The 19605-nt window shown below is 48.3% G+C and carries 11 protein-coding genes and 7 pseudogenes; 12 read left to right on the plus strand and 6 right to left on the minus strand.

Translation table 11 applies throughout. The features are described 5' to 3' along the window. The first annotated feature begins 14 nt into the window (after positions 1–14). From KHX94_RS04650 to KHX94_RS04670, 5 genes are all read left to right on the plus strand, one after another. Entirely contained in the window at positions 15–2870 is a 2856-nt protein-coding gene (locus tag KHX94_RS04650; protein WP_213682553.1) for a valine--tRNA ligase, read from the plus strand. Positions 2871–3179: 309 nt separating this feature from the next. Then, positions 3180–4025, plus strand: a complete 846-nt coding sequence (locus KHX94_RS04655) for an SAM-dependent methyltransferase (RefSeq protein ID WP_213682554.1) — start codon at positions 3180–3182, stop codon at positions 4023–4025. Between the two features lie 282 nt (positions 4026–4307). After that, positions 4308–4865, plus strand: a complete 558-nt coding sequence (locus KHX94_RS04660) for a hypothetical protein (protein WP_213682555.1) — start codon at positions 4308–4310, stop codon at positions 4863–4865. After that, positions 4828–5403, plus strand: coding sequence for a hypothetical protein (locus KHX94_RS04665; protein WP_213682556.1), 576 nt, complete (start codon positions 4828–4830; stop codon positions 5401–5403). Before KHX94_RS04660 ends, KHX94_RS04665 begins: the two co-directional genes overlap by 38 nt. 95 nt (positions 5404–5498) lie before the next feature. Then, positions 5499–6650 (plus strand): GGDEF domain-containing protein, encoded by a 1152-nt coding sequence (locus tag KHX94_RS04670; RefSeq protein WP_213682557.1) that lies wholly within the window; start codon positions 5499–5501, stop codon positions 6648–6650. Between the two features lie 5 nt (positions 6651–6655). Here the strand turns inward: KHX94_RS04670 and KHX94_RS04675 are convergent, their stop codons facing one another. Continuing rightward, a complete protein-coding gene (locus tag KHX94_RS04675) occupies positions 6656–6967 on the minus strand; it encodes a DUF1289 domain-containing protein (protein ID WP_213682558.1) in 312 nt (103 codons plus the stop codon). 254 nt (positions 6968–7221) lie between these two features. Between KHX94_RS04675 and purT the strand changes: the two are divergent. After that, positions 7222–8396 (plus strand): annotated as a pseudogene (gene purT / locus KHX94_RS04680) (formate-dependent phosphoribosylglycinamide formyltransferase). Between the two features lie 52 nt (positions 8397–8448). On the opposite strand, the gene KHX94_RS04685 reads toward purT, so the two are convergent. The 5 genes and pseudogenes from KHX94_RS04685 to KHX94_RS04705 all read right to left on the minus strand — a co-directional run bounded on the left by KHX94_RS04685 (position 8449) and on the right by KHX94_RS04705 (position 12586). Further along, positions 8449–9411 carry a D-2-hydroxyacid dehydrogenase gene (locus tag KHX94_RS04685; protein WP_213682560.1) on the minus strand — a complete coding sequence of 321 codons (963 nt, stop codon included), beginning with the start codon at positions 9409–9411 and terminating at the stop codon, positions 8449–8451. 39 nt (positions 9412–9450) lie between these two features. Beyond that, positions 9451–10041, minus strand: coding sequence for an outer membrane beta-barrel protein (locus tag KHX94_RS04690; RefSeq protein ID WP_213682561.1), 591 nt, complete (start codon positions 10039–10041; stop codon positions 9451–9453). A gap of 50 nt (positions 10042–10091) precedes the next feature. After that, entirely contained in the window at positions 10092–10856 is a 765-nt protein-coding gene (gene djlA, locus KHX94_RS04695; RefSeq protein ID WP_213682562.1) for a co-chaperone DjlA, read from the minus strand. 54 nt (positions 10857–10910) lie between these two features. Then, positions 10911–11584 (minus strand): annotated as a pseudogene (murU, locus tag KHX94_RS20990) (N-acetylmuramate alpha-1-phosphate uridylyltransferase MurU). Beyond that, positions 11584–12586: pseudogene (locus KHX94_RS04705) on the minus strand (aminoglycoside phosphotransferase family protein). Before KHX94_RS04705 ends, murU begins: the two co-directional pseudogenes overlap by 1 nt. A gap of 161 nt (positions 12587–12747) precedes the next feature. Between KHX94_RS04705 and lptD the strand changes: the two are divergent. The 6 genes and pseudogenes from lptD (at position 12748) to KHX94_RS04735 (ending at position 19538) form a co-directional block, all read left to right on the plus strand. Continuing rightward, positions 12748–15040, plus strand: a pseudogene (gene lptD, locus KHX94_RS21710) (LPS assembly protein LptD). Positions 15041–15152: 112 nt separating this feature from the next. Then, positions 15153–16457: a peptidylprolyl isomerase SurA gene (gene surA / locus KHX94_RS04715; protein ID WP_213682563.1), complete on the plus strand. Its 1305-nt coding sequence runs from the start codon at positions 15153–15155 to the stop codon at positions 16455–16457. Positions 16458–16462: 5 nt separating this feature from the next. Continuing rightward, entirely contained in the window at positions 16463–17446 is a 984-nt protein-coding gene (pdxA, locus tag KHX94_RS04720; RefSeq protein ID WP_189617202.1) for a 4-hydroxythreonine-4-phosphate dehydrogenase PdxA, read from the plus strand. A gap of 16 nt (positions 17447–17462) precedes the next feature. Continuing rightward, positions 17463–18266: pseudogene (gene rsmA, locus KHX94_RS04725) on the plus strand (16S rRNA (adenine(1518)-N(6)/adenine(1519)-N(6))-dimethyltransferase RsmA); the annotation flags it as partial. 67 nt (positions 18267–18333) lie between these two features. After that, positions 18334–18710 (plus strand): annotated as a pseudogene (gene apaG, locus KHX94_RS04730) (Co2+/Mg2+ efflux protein ApaG). Between the two features lie 13 nt (positions 18711–18723). Next, positions 18724–19538: pseudogene (locus KHX94_RS04735) on the plus strand (symmetrical bis(5'-nucleosyl)-tetraphosphatase). Positions 19539–19605: the final 67 nt, after the last annotated feature.

Genomic DNA, 19605 nt, shown 5'->3' on the forward strand with positions numbered 1-19605 from the left:
GAAAACTGGTTCCCATGGAAAAAACATATAACCCCAAGTCGATTGAGCAGGCCCTTTACCAAATCTGGGAAGAGAAAGGCTATTTCAAACCCAGCGGCGACAGCAGCAAAGGCAACTACAGCATCATGATCCCGCCGCCAAACGTCACCGGCAGCCTGCACATGGGCCATGCGTTCCAAGACACCATCATGGACACGCTGATCCGTTATCAGCGCATGAAAGGCAAAAATACCCTGTGGCAAGTGGGAACTGACCACGCGGGTATTGCCACCCAGATGCTGGTGGAACGCAAGCTGGAAGCCGAACAAGGCAAGAGCCGCCATGACTTGGGCCGCGATGCCTTTATCGACAAGGTCTGGCAATGGAAAGAACAATCCGGCGGCACCATCACCAAACAGTTACGCCGTATGGGCGCGTCTGTTGACTGGGATCGTGAACGTTTCACCATGGATGAAGGCCTGTCCAAAGCGGTGCAGGAAGTGTTTGTCCGGCTGTACAAAGACAAGCTGATCTACCGTGGCAAACGCCTGGTGAACTGGGATCCCAAACTGCACACCGCGATTTCCGATCTGGAAGTGGAAAACAAGGAAAAACAGGGCCACATGTGGCACTTCCGTTATCCGCTAGCGGGTGATGCGCTGACCGCCGATGGCAAAGATTATCTGATTGTTGCCACTACCCGCCCAGAAACCATGCTCGGTGATAGCGCCGTGGCGGTGCATCCACAAGATGAGCGTTATGCCTCATTGATTGGCAAAGAGATCATCCTGCCTATCGTCAATCGCCGCATTCCGATCATTGCCGATGAATATGTCGATCGCGAGTTCGGTACTGGCTGCGTGAAGATCACCCCAGCCCACGATTTCAATGACTACGAAGTTGGCAAACGCCATAGTCTGCCGATGTTTAGCATCATGACCCTCAACGGTGATATCCGCAGCATCGCCGAAGTGCTGAACAGTGATGGCAGCCAGAACACTACGCTGGATAACAGTTTGCCAGAACGCTACGCCGGACTGGAACGCTTCAAAGCCCGTGACGCTGTGGTGGCCGAGTTTGAAACCTTGGGGCTGCTGGAAAAAATCGAACCTCACGCACTGAAGGTGCCTTATGGCGACCGTTCCGGCGTAGTTATCGAACCGCTGCTAACTGACCAATGGTACGTGTCGGTCAAACCGCTGGCGAAAACCGCCATCGAAGCGGTCGAAAACGGCGATATCAAATTTGTGCCACAGCAGTACGAGAACATGTATTTCTCTTGGATGCGCGATATTCAAGACTGGTGTATTTCCCGTCAATTGTGGTGGGGTCACCGCATTCCGGCTTGGTATGACGCAGCCGGTAATGTTTATGTTGGCCGCAACGAAGCCGAAGTGCGCGCCGAATACCAACTGGCTGACAGCATTGCCCTGCGCCAGGACGATGACGTACTGGATACTTGGTTCAGCTCGGCGCTGTGGACCTTCTCCACCCTCGGCTGGCCAGAACAAACGCCTGAACTGAAAACCTTCCATCCCTCAGATGTGTTGGTGACCGGCTTTGACATCATCTTCTTCTGGGTGGCGCGCATGATCATGATGACCATGTACTTCATCAAAGACGAAGATGGCAAGCCGCAGGTGCCGTTCAAAACTGTGTATGTCACCGGCCTTATCCGCGACGAACAAGGCAACAAGATGTCCAAATCCAAGGGCAACGTGCTGGATCCGTTGGATATGATCGACGGTATCGATTTGGAATCGCTGGTACAAAAACGTACTGGCAACATGATGCAGCCACAGTTGGCCGCCAAGATTGAAAAGAGCACCCGCAAAGAGTTTGCCGATGGCATTGAAGCCCACGGCACCGACGCGCTGCGCTTTACCTTGGCTGCCATGGCATCAACCGGCCGCGATATCAACTGGGATATGAAGCGTCTTGATGGTTATCGCAGCTTCTGCAACAAGCTATGGAACGCATCGCGCTATGTGTTGATGAACACCGAAGAGCAAGATTGTGGTCAAAGCGGTGGTGAAATGACCTTGTCACTGGCCGATCGCTGGATCATCAGCCTGTTCAACGAAACCGTGAAAACTTTTGATGACCACATCAATGCCTTCCGTTTCGACTTGGCGGCCAACACCCTATATGAATTTACCTGGAATCAGTTCTGTGACTGGTATCTGGAACTGACCAAGCCGGTACTGCAAAGTGGCAGCGCAGCCGAACTGCGCGGTACTCGCCACACGCTGGTCACCGTGCTGGAACAGCTACTGCGACTGATGCACCCATTGACGCCATATATCACTGAAACCATCTGGCAGCGGGTGAAACCGCTGGCAGGTGTTACAGGTGAAACGCTGATGTTAATGGCATTCCCTGAATATCAGCCCGAGAAGGCCAATCCAGAAGCGCAAGCCGATCTGGAGTGGGTGAAACAGGTGATCACCGCCGTACGTAATATCCGCGCCGAGCTGAATATCGGCCCCGGCAAGCCACTGAATATGCTGCTGCGTGGCGTCAGCGTTGAAGATCAAGCGCGACTGGACGCTAATCAGTCATTCCTGATGGCACTGGCGAAACTTGAATCTATCCGCGTGTTGAGCGCAGATGAAACTGCGCCTATGTCCACCACCCAGTTGGTAGGGGAAATGGAGTTGCTGATCCCGATGGCGGGGCTTATCGACGTGGCCGCCGAAATGGCGCGTATTGACAAGCAACTGGAAAAACTCACCCAAGAAATGGCGCGGGTGGAGGGCAAACTCAGTAATCAAGGCTTTGTCGCCAAAGCGCCTGCTGCCGTGCTGGATAAAGAGCGCGCTAAACTGGCTGAGTTCAAACGCGATATGGATAAACTGGCCGAACAGAAAGTTGAGTTAGCCAAGCTGTAAAATTAACTGTTTGATTTAAATTATAAAAAGCGACCTAATACGGGTCGCTTTTTATTTATATAAATAACCATACAAATTAACAATTCATCAATTGTTTTCACATACTATCCTCTTTAGAATGCATTAACGACTGCTGAAAAGATAAGCTGGCAGCGGATTTTGTTAGCGCTATCGGTAACATCAGCAACAACAATTACAAACCGGCGCCAGAGCAAACTTTTTAGCTGAAAAATTGCCTGCTGTACTAAAAACAGCAACACAATTGCGCTTGAATACCAAACATATGGACAGACAGTTTCAGGACAAATAATGGCAGGCAGTCTTTATTGTGTAGGGGTAGGAATGACGCTTGGGGCGCATATCTGCCCGCTAAGCCGCAGTTATATTGAAAATGCGGATGTGGTATTTGCTGGAGTTTCTGACGGATTTGTCGAGCTGTGGCTCAATGAAATCCACCACGATGTACGTAGCCTACAATCCTTGTATGGCAAAGATAAATCCCGCCACATTACCTACCGCGAAATGGTTGACACCATGCTGGCTGAAGTCAAGCAAGGTAAGAATGTGGTCGGTGCCTTTTATGGTCATCCCGGCGTTTTTGCCAAAGCCCCTCATGATGCTATCGCCCGCGCCAGAGAAATGGGCTATGAAGCCAAAATGATCCCCGGTATTTCTGCCGAAGATTGTCTTTATGCTGATTTAGGCATGGATCCTGGCAAACAGGGCTGTCAGCATTACGAAGCCAGCCAATTTATGTTGTATAAACGGCGAATAGATCCAACCGCCATGCTGATCTTATGGCAGATAGGTCTTGCGGGTGATCTCTCCATGGGAATCGATGCAACCGGTGCTGCCGAGCGCCGATTACTCTTGGAAATTCTTGCAAAAGACTATCCCCTAGAGCATCTCTGTTGGCTCTATGAAGCCGCCACCAGCCCCTTGCAAACGCCCCGTATGCAACAGATGCCACTGAAGTCATTGATATTTGCCGATATCGACCTACATACCACCTTGGTAATACCGCCATTGACTCCCATGATCCCCAACCCGCTGCTGAGAGCACGGCTACAGCAACTTCAAACCCAAGGGAAAGAGATAACCAAGCAGCAAAACAATGTAATACCATTCAATACAAGCAGGAGAAAACAACCATGACTGAAGTGATAACCCTACTAGAAAAACTAGCAACTGACAGTACGCTAAAAAACCACGACATAGCACATTTACTTTCAATATCAACGCTTTCTGAGCCAGTAAAAAAGCGGTTATCGATCACGATATTGAGAAACTGAAAGAATATTTATTAATGAACTCTTCACGTAACTGCCCGATCCAAATAGCAACAGAAGACGATCACGATTATAGTTATTCAGAAAAAAGGACACTGCAATTAGCTGAATAAGTATCTCCTGATTTTATTTCCGGCAGGTGTTGGCTTTGGGAATCGATGCAACCGGTGCTGTCGAGCGCCGGTTATTACTTGAGCTCCTTGCGCAGGATTATCCCTGTGGCAGCAACGAGCCCATTGCCAACGCCCCGTATGCAACAGATGCCATTGAAGTCATTGATATTTGCCGATATCGACCTACATACCACTTTGGTAATACCGCCATTGACTCCCATGATCCCCAATCCGCGGCTGAGAGCGCGGCTACAGCAACTTCAAACCCAAGTGAAAGAGATAACCAAGCAGCAAAACAATGTAATACCATTCAATATAAGCAGGAGAAAACAACCATGACAGATGTGATCGCATTACTGGAAAAACTTGGCAGGGATGCAACATTATTGCAGCCTGAAAAACTTGAGCAGTTATTACTGAAAAGTGAATTAAGTAATGCACAAATTTACTGTATAAAGACACGAGACTTAACAGGTTTAAGAGCTGAACTGGACATCGAGAATACTATTATATGCTGTGCTCAAGCAGTACCCGATGAGGAAGAACCAAACGAAGATGAGCAACCCAAAAAAGATGATGCGGTTAACGGTTAACCGTTATTTCAAACCCATAATATTGTTGCTTTCACTGGCTTCAGTTTCCACTTTAGCCAGTGACTTCATGCTGCAACTAAAAGCAGCAGATGAAATTCGTTCAAGTGATCCCCGCACCTTTAGTGTTAAGTTGAATGAAATACGTAAACATAGCCTCGAACTATCAGAACAAGAAACATACTACCTACAATATCTTTCAGGTTATGAGCTCGCCTTTAAAGGAGATATCGACGCCGCGATCAGCATTTATAAGGATTTACTACAATCAAATGCTGACCAGGAGCAAAAATTCAGAGCAAAAATTTCAATCGTCAATGAGTTTGCGATCCTGAAGAACTGGATTGAAGGACTTCAGTACCTAGATGATGCTTTAAAACAAAAGGAGTCCATAAAAAATGAACAACTACAATCACTTTCTATAATGATTGCAGCAATATTTTATAATGCTCTAGGTCAGTATCAACTGGGATACAACTATAGTGAACAACTAAAAAAATTGCAACGACTGAACGCCAAACATGTTTCGCAGCCCAACTAGCACTCGATGCAGCTAGTCAACTAGGCCATATAAAAGCTTCTGCTCAAGCGTTTTCTGATGCAATAACCCAATGCGAAGCTAATGGTGAGATATTGATGGCAAGCATTATTATTGGGGTTCAAGCAAAGGGTTATCTATTAGATAATCAGCCAGAAGAGACCATCACAAAGTTAGAGCAACAAATGCCCATGCTGTTAAAAACGGGATATCAACCAACTATTGGAGAATACTACTCCGTCCTCAGTGAAGCTTATTGGCAGCTAAATATGCAGGAGAAAGCGTTCCAAGCCGCCAATAACGCAGTAAAAGTCCAAAGTTCTCAAGCTCCATTGAACGGCGCTAGGACGCGAGCTTACAAGGTGCTGTACCAGTATTATCGTAGTCACGGAGATAACGCCGCAGCCCTAGATGCATACATTAATTACGCGGAATCCGACAAAGCAAACCTAGATGAAGTCAAAGCCAAAACAATGGCTTATCAGTTGGCGCAGCATCAGAGTATCGAGCAACAAAGCCGCATCACACTGTTAAATCAGCAAAACCGTGTTTTGACACTGCAACAAAAGCTGACAGAGAATCAAAGCTATGCACAACGAGAACTGATCGTCGCACTCATTTGTGTCATCGCGTTATTAATTTTTAGTGCCATTCAGTCATGGCGCAATCAACGTCATTTTCGCAAACTTGCTGAATATGATGGACTTACCAATATCTTCAGCCGGGCTCATTTCACGACAATGGCACATCAACTGTTAGAACATAGCCAGCGACATCAAGAATCCGTCAGTTGCGTGATGTTTGATATCGATCATTTCAAACAGATTAACGACAGCAAAGGCCATAAGACTGGTGATTGGGCACTGAAAAATGTCGCGGAAAACAGTCTCAACATTTGCCGCCATAATGATCTATTAGGCCGCGTAGGTGGTGAGGAATTCTGTATTTTGCTGCCACAGACCAATCTCAAACAGGCTAAAGAGATGGCCGAACTTTTACGGCAACGACTGAGCACACTCTACACCAGTGACAGTGGTTATGATTTCAGTCTGACCGCCAGTTTTGGCGTTTCCGAAACTGGTGTTTCTGGTTACAAATTAGAAGGGCTGATGCACGATGCTGACCAAGCCATGTATCAAGCCAAAATACGCGGACGTAATCAAGTGTGCTGCTTCGCCGTTAATGAATGTAATAGTCTGGAAAAAACAGCGCCATTACTCACTTCCGCCCCGCAGACTAAACAATCTTAACCTCACTAATCCAGTTTAAAATCATTCAAGTCTAGGGTTTCAACGTCACCGACACTATCGTCAAAATTCAACTGTTGATTAAGCGCTGCGGTCTGTTCGCGTTGTTGCAGCTGTCGTTGTTTTAACATCGCCAGTTGTCGACGGCGTTTCCGAGCGTGACACAGACGGATGATGTCAGCTTTCTGCGCGTTAGAGAAATTTAACCAGCCAAAACGCTCTTCGCGGCTGCGCATACAACCTTTGCAATAGCCACGCTCATCGGACTGACAGATGCCGATACAGGGACTAGGAATATCAAAAAACGCTAACTGTTCCATAATTTATCGCTTGAGTCACCGTGAATCTGGCGGATTTATATCGAGTCAAATCAAACTGATAATGGCAATTAGCTATATCACTAATTGCTGAAAAAAGCGACATCTGACAGTGTTATAACGCTTCAATAGCACCCTAATTTTATGTGAATTTCATCACATTTCAATCAGCATACTGCAAGCACTAGCAACAAATGGGTAAACTAGCGGGCATCACGCCTAAGGGCGTTTCACTATAACCATAAAGGTACCCACAAATGATAGGCACTCCCTGTGTGAAGGCGCTAAACGCGCCATGTTACTGGGCTGCGGCGAGCTAGGTAAAGAAGTAGCAATTGAGTTGCAGCGTTTAGGTGTGGAAGTCATTGGTGTCGATCGCTACCCCAATGCTCCAGCAATGCAGATAGCGCACCGTTTCCATGTCATCAATATGCTCGATGGTGCAGAGTTACGTAACGTTATTGCCGAAGAACAGCCAGATCTGGTGATCCCAGAAATCGAAGCCATTGCCACCCAGACGTTGGTCGAACTGGAAGCAGAAGGCTTGCACGTAGTACCTACCGCTCGAGCCACAAGGTTAACCATGGATCGTGAAGGGATCCGTCGCCTTGCTGCCGAAACCTTAGGCTTGCCAACCTCACCTTATGTATTCTGCGACACTGAAACTGAGTTTAAGGCCGCGGTCGCGCAAATAGGTCTCCCTTGTGTGGTGAAACCGGTGATGAGTTCTTCCGGCAAAGGCCAAAGCGTGATCCGCGATGCCGCGCAAATTGCCAAAGCATGGCAATACGCCCAAGAAGGTGGCCGTGCCGGTCAGGGGCGGGTTATTGTCGAAGGTTTTGTGCCGTTTGATTATGAAATTACCTTGCTGACCATCAGTGCCGTCAACGGTATTCACTTCTGTGCGCCGATAGGCCATCGTCAGGAAGACGGTGACTACCGTGAGAGCTGGCAGCCACAGATGATGACTGATGCAGCGTTGGCAAAGGCTAAAGAGATTGGTCAAAAGGTAGTGACCGAGCTCGGTGGCTACGGTTTATTTGGTGTTGAATTGTTTGTTAAAGGCGATGACGTTTACTTCTCTGAAGTATCCCCACGGCCACATGATACCGGCATGGTCACCTTGATCAGCCAAGATCTGTCGGAATTTGCACTGCATGTACGGGCAATTCTCGGGCTGCCAATTGCTAACATTCAGCAACATGGCCCCAGTGCGTCTGCCGTAGTGCTACGTGAAGGTGATTCCTGCAATATCCGTTATGAGGGGATTGCCGAGGCATTATCTGAACCTGATACCCAACTGCGCCTGTTCGGTAAGCCGGAAATTCATGGTCGCCGTCGGTTAGGGGTTGCATTGGCGCGCGATAACGATATACCCGCGGCCATTGATAAGGCGCTGCGCGCCGCAGCCTGTGTGAAAGTCACTTTCTAGTGCTCATCAAAACGCCCGCGATTGCGGGCGTTTATTTATCACGACTATTGCGTTAGTTGACCTGATTCTGGGTTTTACCCTGTAAGTAGGCCACCACATTATTGATCGCGATATCCATCAGCTTTTGGCGAGCTTCGGTCGTTGCCCAAGCATTGTGTGGCGTAATGCTGATATTCGGCGCGGTGATCAACGGATTATCGGCTTTGGGTGGTTCGCTAGATAACACATCGACACCTGCCCGAATGCGCCCAGCATGCAGCGCTTCTGCCAAGGCCGCTTCATCCACCAGTCCGCCACGAGCGGTATTGATCAGAATGACCCCAGGTTTCATCAGCGCCAAACTGTCTTTATTGATCATCCCGGCGGTAGCATCGCTCAATGGACAGTGCAGCGATATGACATCCGCTTGCTGATATAGCATTGGCAAATCCACTTGTGTCACACCTTCTGGTAGGCCTGTGCGTGGCGAACGGGTGTGCAACAAGACTTTCATCCCCAATGCCAGACCAATGCGCACCACTTGTGAGCCGATATCACCGTACCCCACCACCCCCAATGTTTTGCCACTGAGCGATGTCAATGGCGCGAGGGTAAAGCAGAAATCGATGCTGTTGCTCCAATCGCCACGCGCGACCGCTGCATGATGACTCGCCACCTGCTGGGTATGATGCAGAATATGGGCAAACACCATCTGCGCTACGGCATCGGGGCCATAAGCAGGCACATTAGTTACCACAATGCCCTGTGCCGCTGCCGCTTTAAGATCCACCACATTGTAACCGGTAGCCAACACGCCAATATATTTCACATCCGGTAGTTGCTTTAAGGTGGCGGCATCCAATATGGTTTTATTGGTCAATAGAATTTGCGCGCCCTGGGCTCTAGCAACAGTCTCGGCCACGGTAGTTCGATCATATACCTGTAATTGGCCTAACTGTGCCAGTGCGTCCCAAGAAAGATCACCGGGGTTGAGGGTGTAGCCATCAAGTACCACAATCTTGAGTGCCTCGGTCATAACAACTGTCTCCTTTTACTTAAAACTGCAACTTCAATCCTATATTGGCCTGCCCTGCCATACGGTATCGCCACTGTAATACCAAGTACATTGTTGGTTCTGATAGCAATCAAAGCGCTTGTCATTACCCACAAAGGTGGCAAACCCTCTGACTTCAGTCAGCAGTGCCAAGTTATCGGTAAGAAACAACTGCGCCCCAACGCCCAAGCTCATTGAAAAATAACTGGAAGCATCCAATGATTGCTCAGGTTGCAAACGGGTAAGACCAAAACTGCCGGTCACGTAAGGCTGTAAGTTATCACGAGAAAAGTACAAAGTACCACCAGCGTGCCAGTAATCAACGCTCAAGGCATCAAACCGCTGTTCACGACCATCGACTTGCTGGAGCAGATCGGTCTGCTGGTGGCTATAGAGAAAATAACTATCGCTTAACGGTGACAGTGTAAAACCGAGCATTACACCAAGATGACTAGAATCTTCCGCTTTGCCGGAACGATAATCGTCAACGCCGTTGACAGCCAGCCCCTGGCCACCAAAACTGTAGCCCGCATAAGGCGTAACAAAGACTTCGGCAGCGATTGCGTTACCGCCAAATAAACCAAGCAGCAGTAAACTGTATCGATTCATCATGCACCTCACTGGCTGGCATTGTCACTGGTTTCAGATAGCCGGCAATGGGCTCAACGCATGCCCCGCGCCAACTTAACCCGCTCATAAGCCGCTTGGATATCCTGCGCTTTACGCTTGGCAATTTCCATCATCTCTTCTGGCAATCCTTTGGCCACCAATTTATCTGGATGGTACTCGTTCATCAGCTTACGATACGCGCGCTTCACATCCTGATCGCTGGCGGTAGGAGTCAGCCCCAGCAGATGGTAGGCATCATGTTCTGATGTGGCATTATTATTGGGCTGTTGAAAACGAAATTCAGCCTGCCAACGTTTCAGTAGCGCCTCTAATTGCTGCTGACTAAATCCCAGCTCTCGGGCAATCGTGTGCAGGATATCCAATTCTTTAGGATGCAGTTCACCGTCAGACAATGCGGTTTGAATCTGGATCTCTAAAAACATCTGCTGCACTTCGCGGCGGCCAAAGGTCAATGTCCGAAAACGCCGTAGATGCTGCTGCAAGTCAAAATCTACGGCTTTGCCATCTCGAAACGCTTGCTGCGCTCCACGGCGAGCATCACTGTCCAACCGCAAGGTATCCATCAGCATTGAGGCAATACGGATATCGTTTTCAGTCACTCGGCCAGATGCCTTGGCAATATGCCCCATCACAGCAAAGGTAGTATTGAAAAACTGCTGTTGACGCGCGGCCGCATCTCCCGTACCAGATAGCCGCTTGTCAAATTGATGCCCCAACCAGATCCCTAGCAGTGCACCAAAAAAGCGGCCGAACATGAAGCCGATAACACCGCCGAAAAATTTACCCCAAATTTGCATTATTTATCCTGTCGTTTCATACATCTGCCGTGGCAAATATGAAGAGTAGTTAGCTCAAAGCGCAGTTGCACCCGTTAATCGCTGCTCCAGCGCCTGCAAGCGTGCAACCGTGCCAACATCACACCAGTAAGCTGGCCATTGCTCGGCACTGACAAATCCGTCAGCAATCTTCTGCCGTAACAACGGCCCCAACGCAAAACGTGTTTCGTTAACATCAGCAAACAGTTGCGGATGATAGATCCCCATGCCGGAAAAGGTCAGTTTGGTTCCTTCTTCTTCCGCAACCAAAAAATTGTCTTTCAAGACAAAGTCCCCCTGTGGATGATGAGATGGGTTCGCCACCATCCATAAATGCGCGAGACAATTATCCTTTAACATAGGAAGCGACGGCAGTTTATCAACATAAATATCGCCATTGATCACCAAAAAGGCTCGCTCCCCAGCAACGGCAGAGCCCGCTTGATGCCCCCACCGGTCTCCAACGCTTGCGCTTCAACGCTGTAGTGAATAGTTACCCCGTAGCGCCTGCCATCGCCCAGCGTATCCATCAGCAGCGGTGCCAACCAGGCGCAATTGATCACCACCTCATGGATACCCAATGCCGCCAGATGTTGCAGATGGTAAGCAATCAAGGGTTTTCCGGCTACCGGGACTAACGGTTTAGGTAAGGTATCTGTGAGCGGCCGCAAACGCTCCCCGCGGCCAGCAGCTAGGATCATCGCCCGCATTAACAGTTCTCTCCGCATAATGGCAACAGGCGTTGCCGCACCCAATCGCCAAAATCTTTAAGCTCAGGATAACGTTCACTGATATCAGCAACGTATTCAAGTGTAAGGGGAATATCCTTTATATAACCTGACTTGCCATCCCGGTGCAGCAGTCTGGCAAAAATACCGGCAGCTTTGAGATGACGCTGTAATCCCATCAGGTCGAACCAACGGTTAAACTGGGCCACCGAGACCTGACTATCCAGCAACTGCTGTTGCTGACATTGCTGATAAAAACCGTCACGCAGCTTATCAACCACAGAATCCGGCCAGCGAATGTAGCAATCCCGGAGTAAAGAGACGGCATCATAAGTGAGTGGGCCTTGGACTGCATCTTGAAATCAATCACATAAAGTCTTTGCTGGCGCACCATCAAATTCCGGCTATGAAAATCTCGATGCATTCCCACACGCGGTTGCGCCAACACATTTTCGGTTAACAACGCAAAAACCTGCTGCAACAACTGTTGCTCGTCCCCGTCAGTGACAACTGCCAATGTTGCTGCAAAAGCCATTCTGGGAAGATAGCGAGTTCGCGTTGGACAAACGCAGCATCATATAACGGCAGAGGCCCAGCCTGACTACTAGTAACCTTAGCGATTTGAGGTAATAGCGCTAACGCTTGCCGATACCAGTCGCTCACATTGTCAATGTTCAGCAATGACAGTAACTGCTGGTCGCCCAGATCTTGCTGCAAAATAAAACCCTGTGTTACATCCACAGCAATAATCTCTGGTACCGGGATCTGCGCCTGAAGGTAGGCGTCGGCCAGCGCTAAAAATGGCTGATTATCCAGCTTTTCTGGTGGAGAATCTGCCACTATATAACTTTGTGTTCCCACCATTACCCGAAAATATCGCCGGAAACTGGCATCACCGGAGATCAAACTCACGGTTATAGGCACCGCAAACTGACACGCTAACCATTGCTGTAATTGAAGAAATCTGGAGTCCGACAAGTTCACCTCGTGGCTCTTGGGATAAAATTGCTTTATTATAGCGGCGGAAAAAACAGGAAACAGCCTATGGTGATGGAGTTTTTCCTGGCTGGCGTTGCAACTGGACAGATGCAACTATACTCTCCGAAATACGATTCCAGACAAAGAAGAACCGATAAAGACCAAAGATGCGGAAGCGACTGATACTGGCTTTGAGCCTCGTCACCCCCGTGGCTATAGCAGCCACCGACCCACAGACGGATGAAACCTACGGCCAGTGTATTATTGTGCCTCCCGTTCCTTATACGCCTTCAACTACGGATGCCGCCAACAAGAATAATCAGCAAATTGAAATTTCATCGGATTATTCAGAAAGTAAATTGGGTCAAAGTGCAGTTTTCCAAGGAGATGTCTCACTGTCACAGGCTGACAGACGGATAACCGCTGACAAGGCGGCAGTAGATCAACGACTGCAACAATTCTCAGCAGATGGCAGCTTAGTCTTTCAAGACTCCATGGTGACAGTTACCGCTGAGTCGATGCAGGCACAAATGCGTTCTAACGTTGCTTCACTGTCGGATGCGCAATACTGGTTACATGGGCAACAGTTACACGGCAAAGCTAAAAATCTGCAAATTACCAAGAATAACAATCTGATCCTGCAAGACAGCAGTTTTACAACTTGTCCGCCAGAGGATGAGTCTTGGGTATTAGAAGCGCGCCGTATCCGTATTGATTCCAAAGATGAGTGGGGCGAAATCTGGGATGCCAAGCTACGGGTTGGTGGCGTTCCGGTATTTTATATGCCCTACATGACCATACCGATTACCGATAAGCGTAAAACAGGCTTCCTGTTCCCGATGTTGAGTTCCAGTACCACTAACGGGATTGAAGTCTCTACCCCTTCTACTGGAATATTGCGCCAGAATACGACCTGACATTTACGCCAACTTATATGAGTTCCCGCGGGCTGTTTACCAAAACAGAATTTCGCTATCTGGCTGGGGCAGACCAACAAGGCCAAGTTAATCTGGAATATCTCGGGAGTGATGGCAAATTAGCGCACAGCCCTGATCGTTATATGTTTCATTGGCAACAACAAGGTGCCTTGGATGAAAACTGGCGAGTACGCGCTAACTTCACCGATGTTTCTGACAACAACTATTTTAACGACCTGAAATCAGATGTGAACCGTGCAACCGATAACCAACTTAACCGTGTGGGTGATTTAGGTTACTACACGGATAACTGGAACTTTGGCGTGCGGGTACAGGACATCAAAGTGCTGGGAGAAGACCAAGCGCCATATCAGGTGATGCCACAGCTAACATACAATTTCCGGGCGCCCCGCTTTTGGCAAGGACTGGATTTTAGCCTGTATTCTGAACTCACCAATTTTGAACATCGCGGTGAAGATTGGAACTCCGCAGATCGCCTGCACTTTGAACCAACAATCACCTTGCCAATACAAGGGCCTGCGGGCTCACTTACCAGTGAACTGAAACTGTTGCAGACCAATTACTGGCAGCACAATCTGCAAAATGATGAATTGCAGGAAACCGTCAACCGGACACTGCCGCAAGTGAGGGTTCACGGCCAAATCAATTTTGAGCGCCAAGCACGTTATTTTGAAGAGAACTATCGTCAAACGCTTGAACCCCAATTCCAATATCTGTACGTGGGTTATAGAAACCAAGACCAAATTGGGATTTATGACAGCGCCGACCTGCAACAGGACTACACCGGGTTATTCCGTGATCGTCGCTATTCTGGGTTAGATCGTATTGCCGATGCGAACCAACTGACACTCGGGTTAACCACCCGTTTATTTGATGAACACAATCTGGAGCAACTGAAATTCAGTCTGGGGCAGATCCTGTATTTTGAAAAAGTAAGGTCAACCTCTATTCCGATGAATTGCGCCAAGACAGTTCTACCTCAGTGCTAGCCGCAGAATTGGATGCCCATCTCTATAGTGACTGGTTCATCAGCAGTGCCATTCAATATGACACCCGCTATAAAGAGAATAAAAAAAGCGAGGTCACCCTCGATTATCGACCAGGCCCCAATAAGTTAGTACAGCTGAGTTACCGTTTTGTCCCCGATCTACTGAACCGTAATACCAATGACCGTGTAGACATTTCACAAGCCGGTTTCCGAACCACCTGGCCAGTAAGTGACAGCTTGTACTTTGTGGGTAACTGGTACTATGACCTGAACGAAGACCGTTCAGTTGAGACCTATACCGGTTTTCAATACGAATCCTGCTGCTGGGCGGTGCGCTTAGCTTACCATTACCACATCAAGACTAACTACCAAGATAACTACAACCCCGCAATTGATAACCGCGAATTATTTGAAACAGGTTTCTACCTTAACTTTGTTATCAAAGGCTTGGGTGGAACCGGTCCATTAGGTGTAACTGACATGATGAACGATGGGCTGTTCAATTATCGGAAACCACTTTATCTAAGGAATTAGCATGGATTTGTGGTAGATTGCTGAACCTCAGACAGAACTGACAGTCAAAACTGGACAACTACGGCGGCGAAATGTCGCCGCCTTAATAAAAAATGTGGCAAGGATTTTGTTAATGACCCCCAGTAAAAGTTTAGTATTTGCACTATGTGCGCTGGTAGTGAGCCAATTTGCCTTAGCGGATCCGCAACCGCTGGACCGTATTGCGGTTCAGGTAAACAACGGTGTGGTGCTGGAAAGCGAAGTCCAGAATATGATGGCAGAAATTAAAGCCAGTGCGCAGGAAAAAGGCCAGAAATTACCTTCTGATAACGCCCTGCGCACCCAGGTGATTGAACGTCTGATCCTCACCAAGCTACAGTTGCAAACGGCAGATCGCATCGGGTTACATATCGGTGACCTGCAACTAGACCAGACTATCGCCAACATTGCTAAACAGCAGAATGTCACCGTACCGCAACTACAAGCCAAAATTGAGGCGGATGGCCAGAGTTTCAGCCAATACCGCGAACAGTTGCGAGAAGATATTACCCTCGGTGAAATCCAGCGTATTCAAGTACAACGCCGCATCCAAGTGTCGCCACAGGAAATTAACCATCTGGTGCAATTGATTCAAGATCAAGGGCTGAAAAATGTCGAGTTTCAAATTGGTCATATTCTGATTGAAGTGCCACAAAATCCAACACCTGAGCAGTTGGAAAGTGCTCGCAAACGTGCTGACAATGTCTTAAGCCGTCTTAAGGAAGGCGCCGATTTTCGTGAGATGGCGATTGCTTCTTCCGCGGGCCCCAAAGCACTGGAAGGCGGGATCTGGGACTACATGAACATCAATGAAATGCCAACACTGTTTGCCGAAGTGGTTAATGGCACCAAAAAAGGTGACATTATCGGCCCAATCAAGAGCAGTGCCGGTTTCCATATTATCAAGGTGATGGACGCGCGAGGACTGGAAACGAAAGAAGTACAGGAAGTCAAAGCTCGTCACATTTTGTTGAAACCATCGCCAATTCTGTCAGAAGAACGCGCGAAGGCAACGCTAGAACAGTTTATTAAAGATATCAAAAGTGGTAAGGCCAAGTTTGAAGATTTGGCCAAACAATATTCTGAAGATCCGGGCTCTGCAACTAAAGGTGGGGAACTAGGTTGGGCGGAACCATCAATTTATGTTCCTGAATTTGCACAAACTTTGTCACACCTGAAAGAAAACGAAATCAGTGAACCTTTCCGTTCCTCTTTTGGCTGGCACATAGTGCAACTCGAAGGTCGCAGAACAACCGATGCCACTAAAGAATTCAACACCAACCGCGCTCACGAGCTGATCTTCCGCCGTAAGTTCAATGAAGAATTACAGAACTGGCTGGACGAAATGCGGGCTAGCGCATACATTGAAGTTTTCGATCCTCAACCTAACAGAGGGTAAGCAGTTTGGACACTAAACGTATTGCCATCACCGCTGGCGACCCCGCCGGAATCGGTCCGGAACTGGTAGTACAACTGGCTCAACGCAGTTGGCCAGCAGAGCTGGTCGTCTGCGCCGATCCATCGCTGTTACAGTCTCGGGCTAAAATGCTTGGACTAAGCCTGCAACTGCGGCCATATCAACCATCACAAGCGCCTAAGCCACAAGAAGCGGGAACATTGACTATTGTTCCGTTTCAGATGGCAGCTGAGGCTCGTTGTGGGGTTTTGGACGAGCAGAATAGCGCCTATGTGGTAGAAACACTGAGTTATGCCGGTGAGAAAAACATGAACGGCGAATTTGACGCCGTGGTCACCGGGCCGGTACATAAAGGCATCATCAATCAGGCTGGGATCCCCTTTTCAGGGCATACTGAGTTCTTTGCCCATCAAGCGGGTTGTAAAGATGTAGTGATGATGCTGGCATGTCCAGGATTGCAAGTGGCGCTGGTAACCACCCATATTCCATTGGCCTATGTAGCCAAAGCCATCACCCGCGATCGGTTACACCAAGTGATCAACATTCTGCACCATGATCTGGTCAATCGCTTTGCGCTGGAAAATCCGAAAATTTACGTTTGCGGCCTTAATCCACATGCAGGTGAAAATGGCCATCTGGGACGTGAAGAACTGGATGTGATCATCCCGGCCCTTGATGAGTTACGGCAGCAAGGCATGCGCATTGTTGGCCCATTACCCGCCGATACACTGTTTCAACCTAAGTATCTGCAAGACGCCGATGTGGTTTTGTCCATGTACCATGATCAGGGGCTCCCCGTATTAAAGTCCATGGGATTTGGTAAATCGGTCAATATCACACTAGGCCTGCCTTACATCAGAACGTCTGTTGATCACGGCACTGCATTGGAACTGGCTGGCACAGGAAAAGCAGATCTCGGCAGCTTTGTTTGTGCCTTAAATAAGGCCATTGAGCTAGCACATAAAAACTGATCGCAACTGAGCATTAATGAGTAATAAAGTACATTTAGGCCATACGGCCAGGAAACGTTTTGGTCAGAACTTTCTGACCGACAGCCATATAATCAACCGCATTGTTTCTGCCATTGCCCCGGACAATGACCACATTATGGTGGAAATTGGCCCCGGCTTGGCGGCGCTCACTGAGCCGGTAGCCGAAGGCATCGACCGTTTGACCGTTATCGAGTTAGATAGAGACTTAGTCGAGCGGCTGCAACATCACCCAATATTAAAAGACAAGTTGGAAATCCACCAAGGTGACGCACTGCAGTTTGATTTCAAGCAGTTATTGCGGGATGGCAAAAAGTTAAAAGTATTCGGCAATCTGCCATACAATATTTCTACTCCGCTGATGTTCCACCTATTTAGTTTTGCGGAACATATCAGCAACATGCATTTCATGCTGCAAAAAGAAGTGGTGTTACGGTTATCGGCAGCGCCCGGCAGTAAAGCTTACGGACGTTTGACCGTGATGGCACAATATTATTGTCAGATAGTCCCCGTGCTTGAAGTGCCACCCGGTAGTTTCACCCCGCCACCCAAAGTTGACTCCGCCGTTGTCCGTTTAGTGCCTTATGAGCAGCAACCTTGGCCCTGCAAAGACGTTAAATTGCTGGAGAGCATCACCGCTACTGCGTTTAATATGCGCCGGAAGACATTGCGGAACAATCTGAAGCAATTATTCAGCGATGAAGATTTTGCCGCGTTAGCGATTGATCCTGGGCTACGCCCCGAGCAGATCAGTGTGAGTCAATATGTAGCCTTGGCCAACTATTTGTACGAGAAAAAATCTAGACAGCGGGGGACGCTGTTGCAGCGTCCTACGTTTCCCCATCGAGTCATATACAACAGGAAGGGAAATGGAACAGCATAATTCTGTCAGAGTTGAGGTAAAAACCGAATACATTGCCCATCAGTCTGCGCCCGATGAGGACAGATATCTGTTCAGTTATACCATCACCATCATCAATTTGGGTGACGAAAGCATCACCTTAAAGAGCCGCCACTGGATTATTACTGACGCTAACGGTAAAAAGACAGAAGTTCAGGGGCGGGTGTGGTTGGAGAAACCCCCAATATTCAGCCAAACACTGCTTACCAATACAGCAGTGGCACAGTGCTTGATACCCCACTTGGTTTTATGGAAGGTCGTTATCTGATGGAAACGGATCAGGGTCGAAGCTTTTATGTTCCCATAAATGCATTTCGCCTGGCTGTACCCGGAATGATCCATTAGGAAGGAATGTGCAGTGGCTAATTATTTTGTAGGTGATATTCACGGTTGTTTCAGCGAATTAAAAAAACTGCTGGAAACTGTGGATTTTAATCCATCACGGGATGTGTTGTGGTCGGTAGGCGACCTGATTGCCAGAGGTTCAGAATCACTGGCAACATTAAGGTTTTTGAGCATTTGGATAACGCCACCAGAATGGTGCTGGGTAACCACGAACTCAATCTTTTTGGTATCAAGGCTGGGTTACGCACACCCCGCCCCTCCTGCCAACTGACAGAACTCATTGAAGCTGATGACTTTCCGCGCTTGCTAGAATGGCTAAGACAACAACCATTGCTACAGGAGTTGCCAGAACATCGCCTGCTTATGACCCATGCCGGTATACCACCACAATGGGATCTGGACACGCTTCGCCTAGAAGCCTCCCGCGTATCCGAGGCATTAAAGCAACCCGATTATCTTGATGTGGTCATCAGTCGTATGTATACCGATGCGCCAGAAGGATGGGATCCCAGTTTGGATCAGTATGAACTGATCCGTTATTGCATTAATGCGCTCACCAGAATCCGTTTTTTATACCGCGATGGCCGCCTAGATTTTGCTTGCAAACTTCCTCCTGCCGAATGTACCGACTCAGAGCTGCGGCCTTGGTTCCTGTTTCCCTCTGAAACCGACAGTTACATTAAAGTCTTTGGCCATTGGGCTGCATTGATGGGCGAAACCGGCAATCCTAAAGTTCAGGCACTAGATACCGGTTGCTGTTGGGATCAGTACCTGACATTATGGCACCTTGAATCAGATCAAAAAATCACGCAAAAACGGTTAAAATAGCATTAAACTAACACACTGTTTGGCCGATGATTTTACTATTGCGCCTGATTACCCTCGTACAAAAAAT

This window comes from Shewanella dokdonensis (assembly GCF_018394335.1).
Classification (GTDB): Bacteria; Pseudomonadota; Gammaproteobacteria; order Enterobacterales; family Shewanellaceae; genus Shewanella; species Shewanella dokdonensis.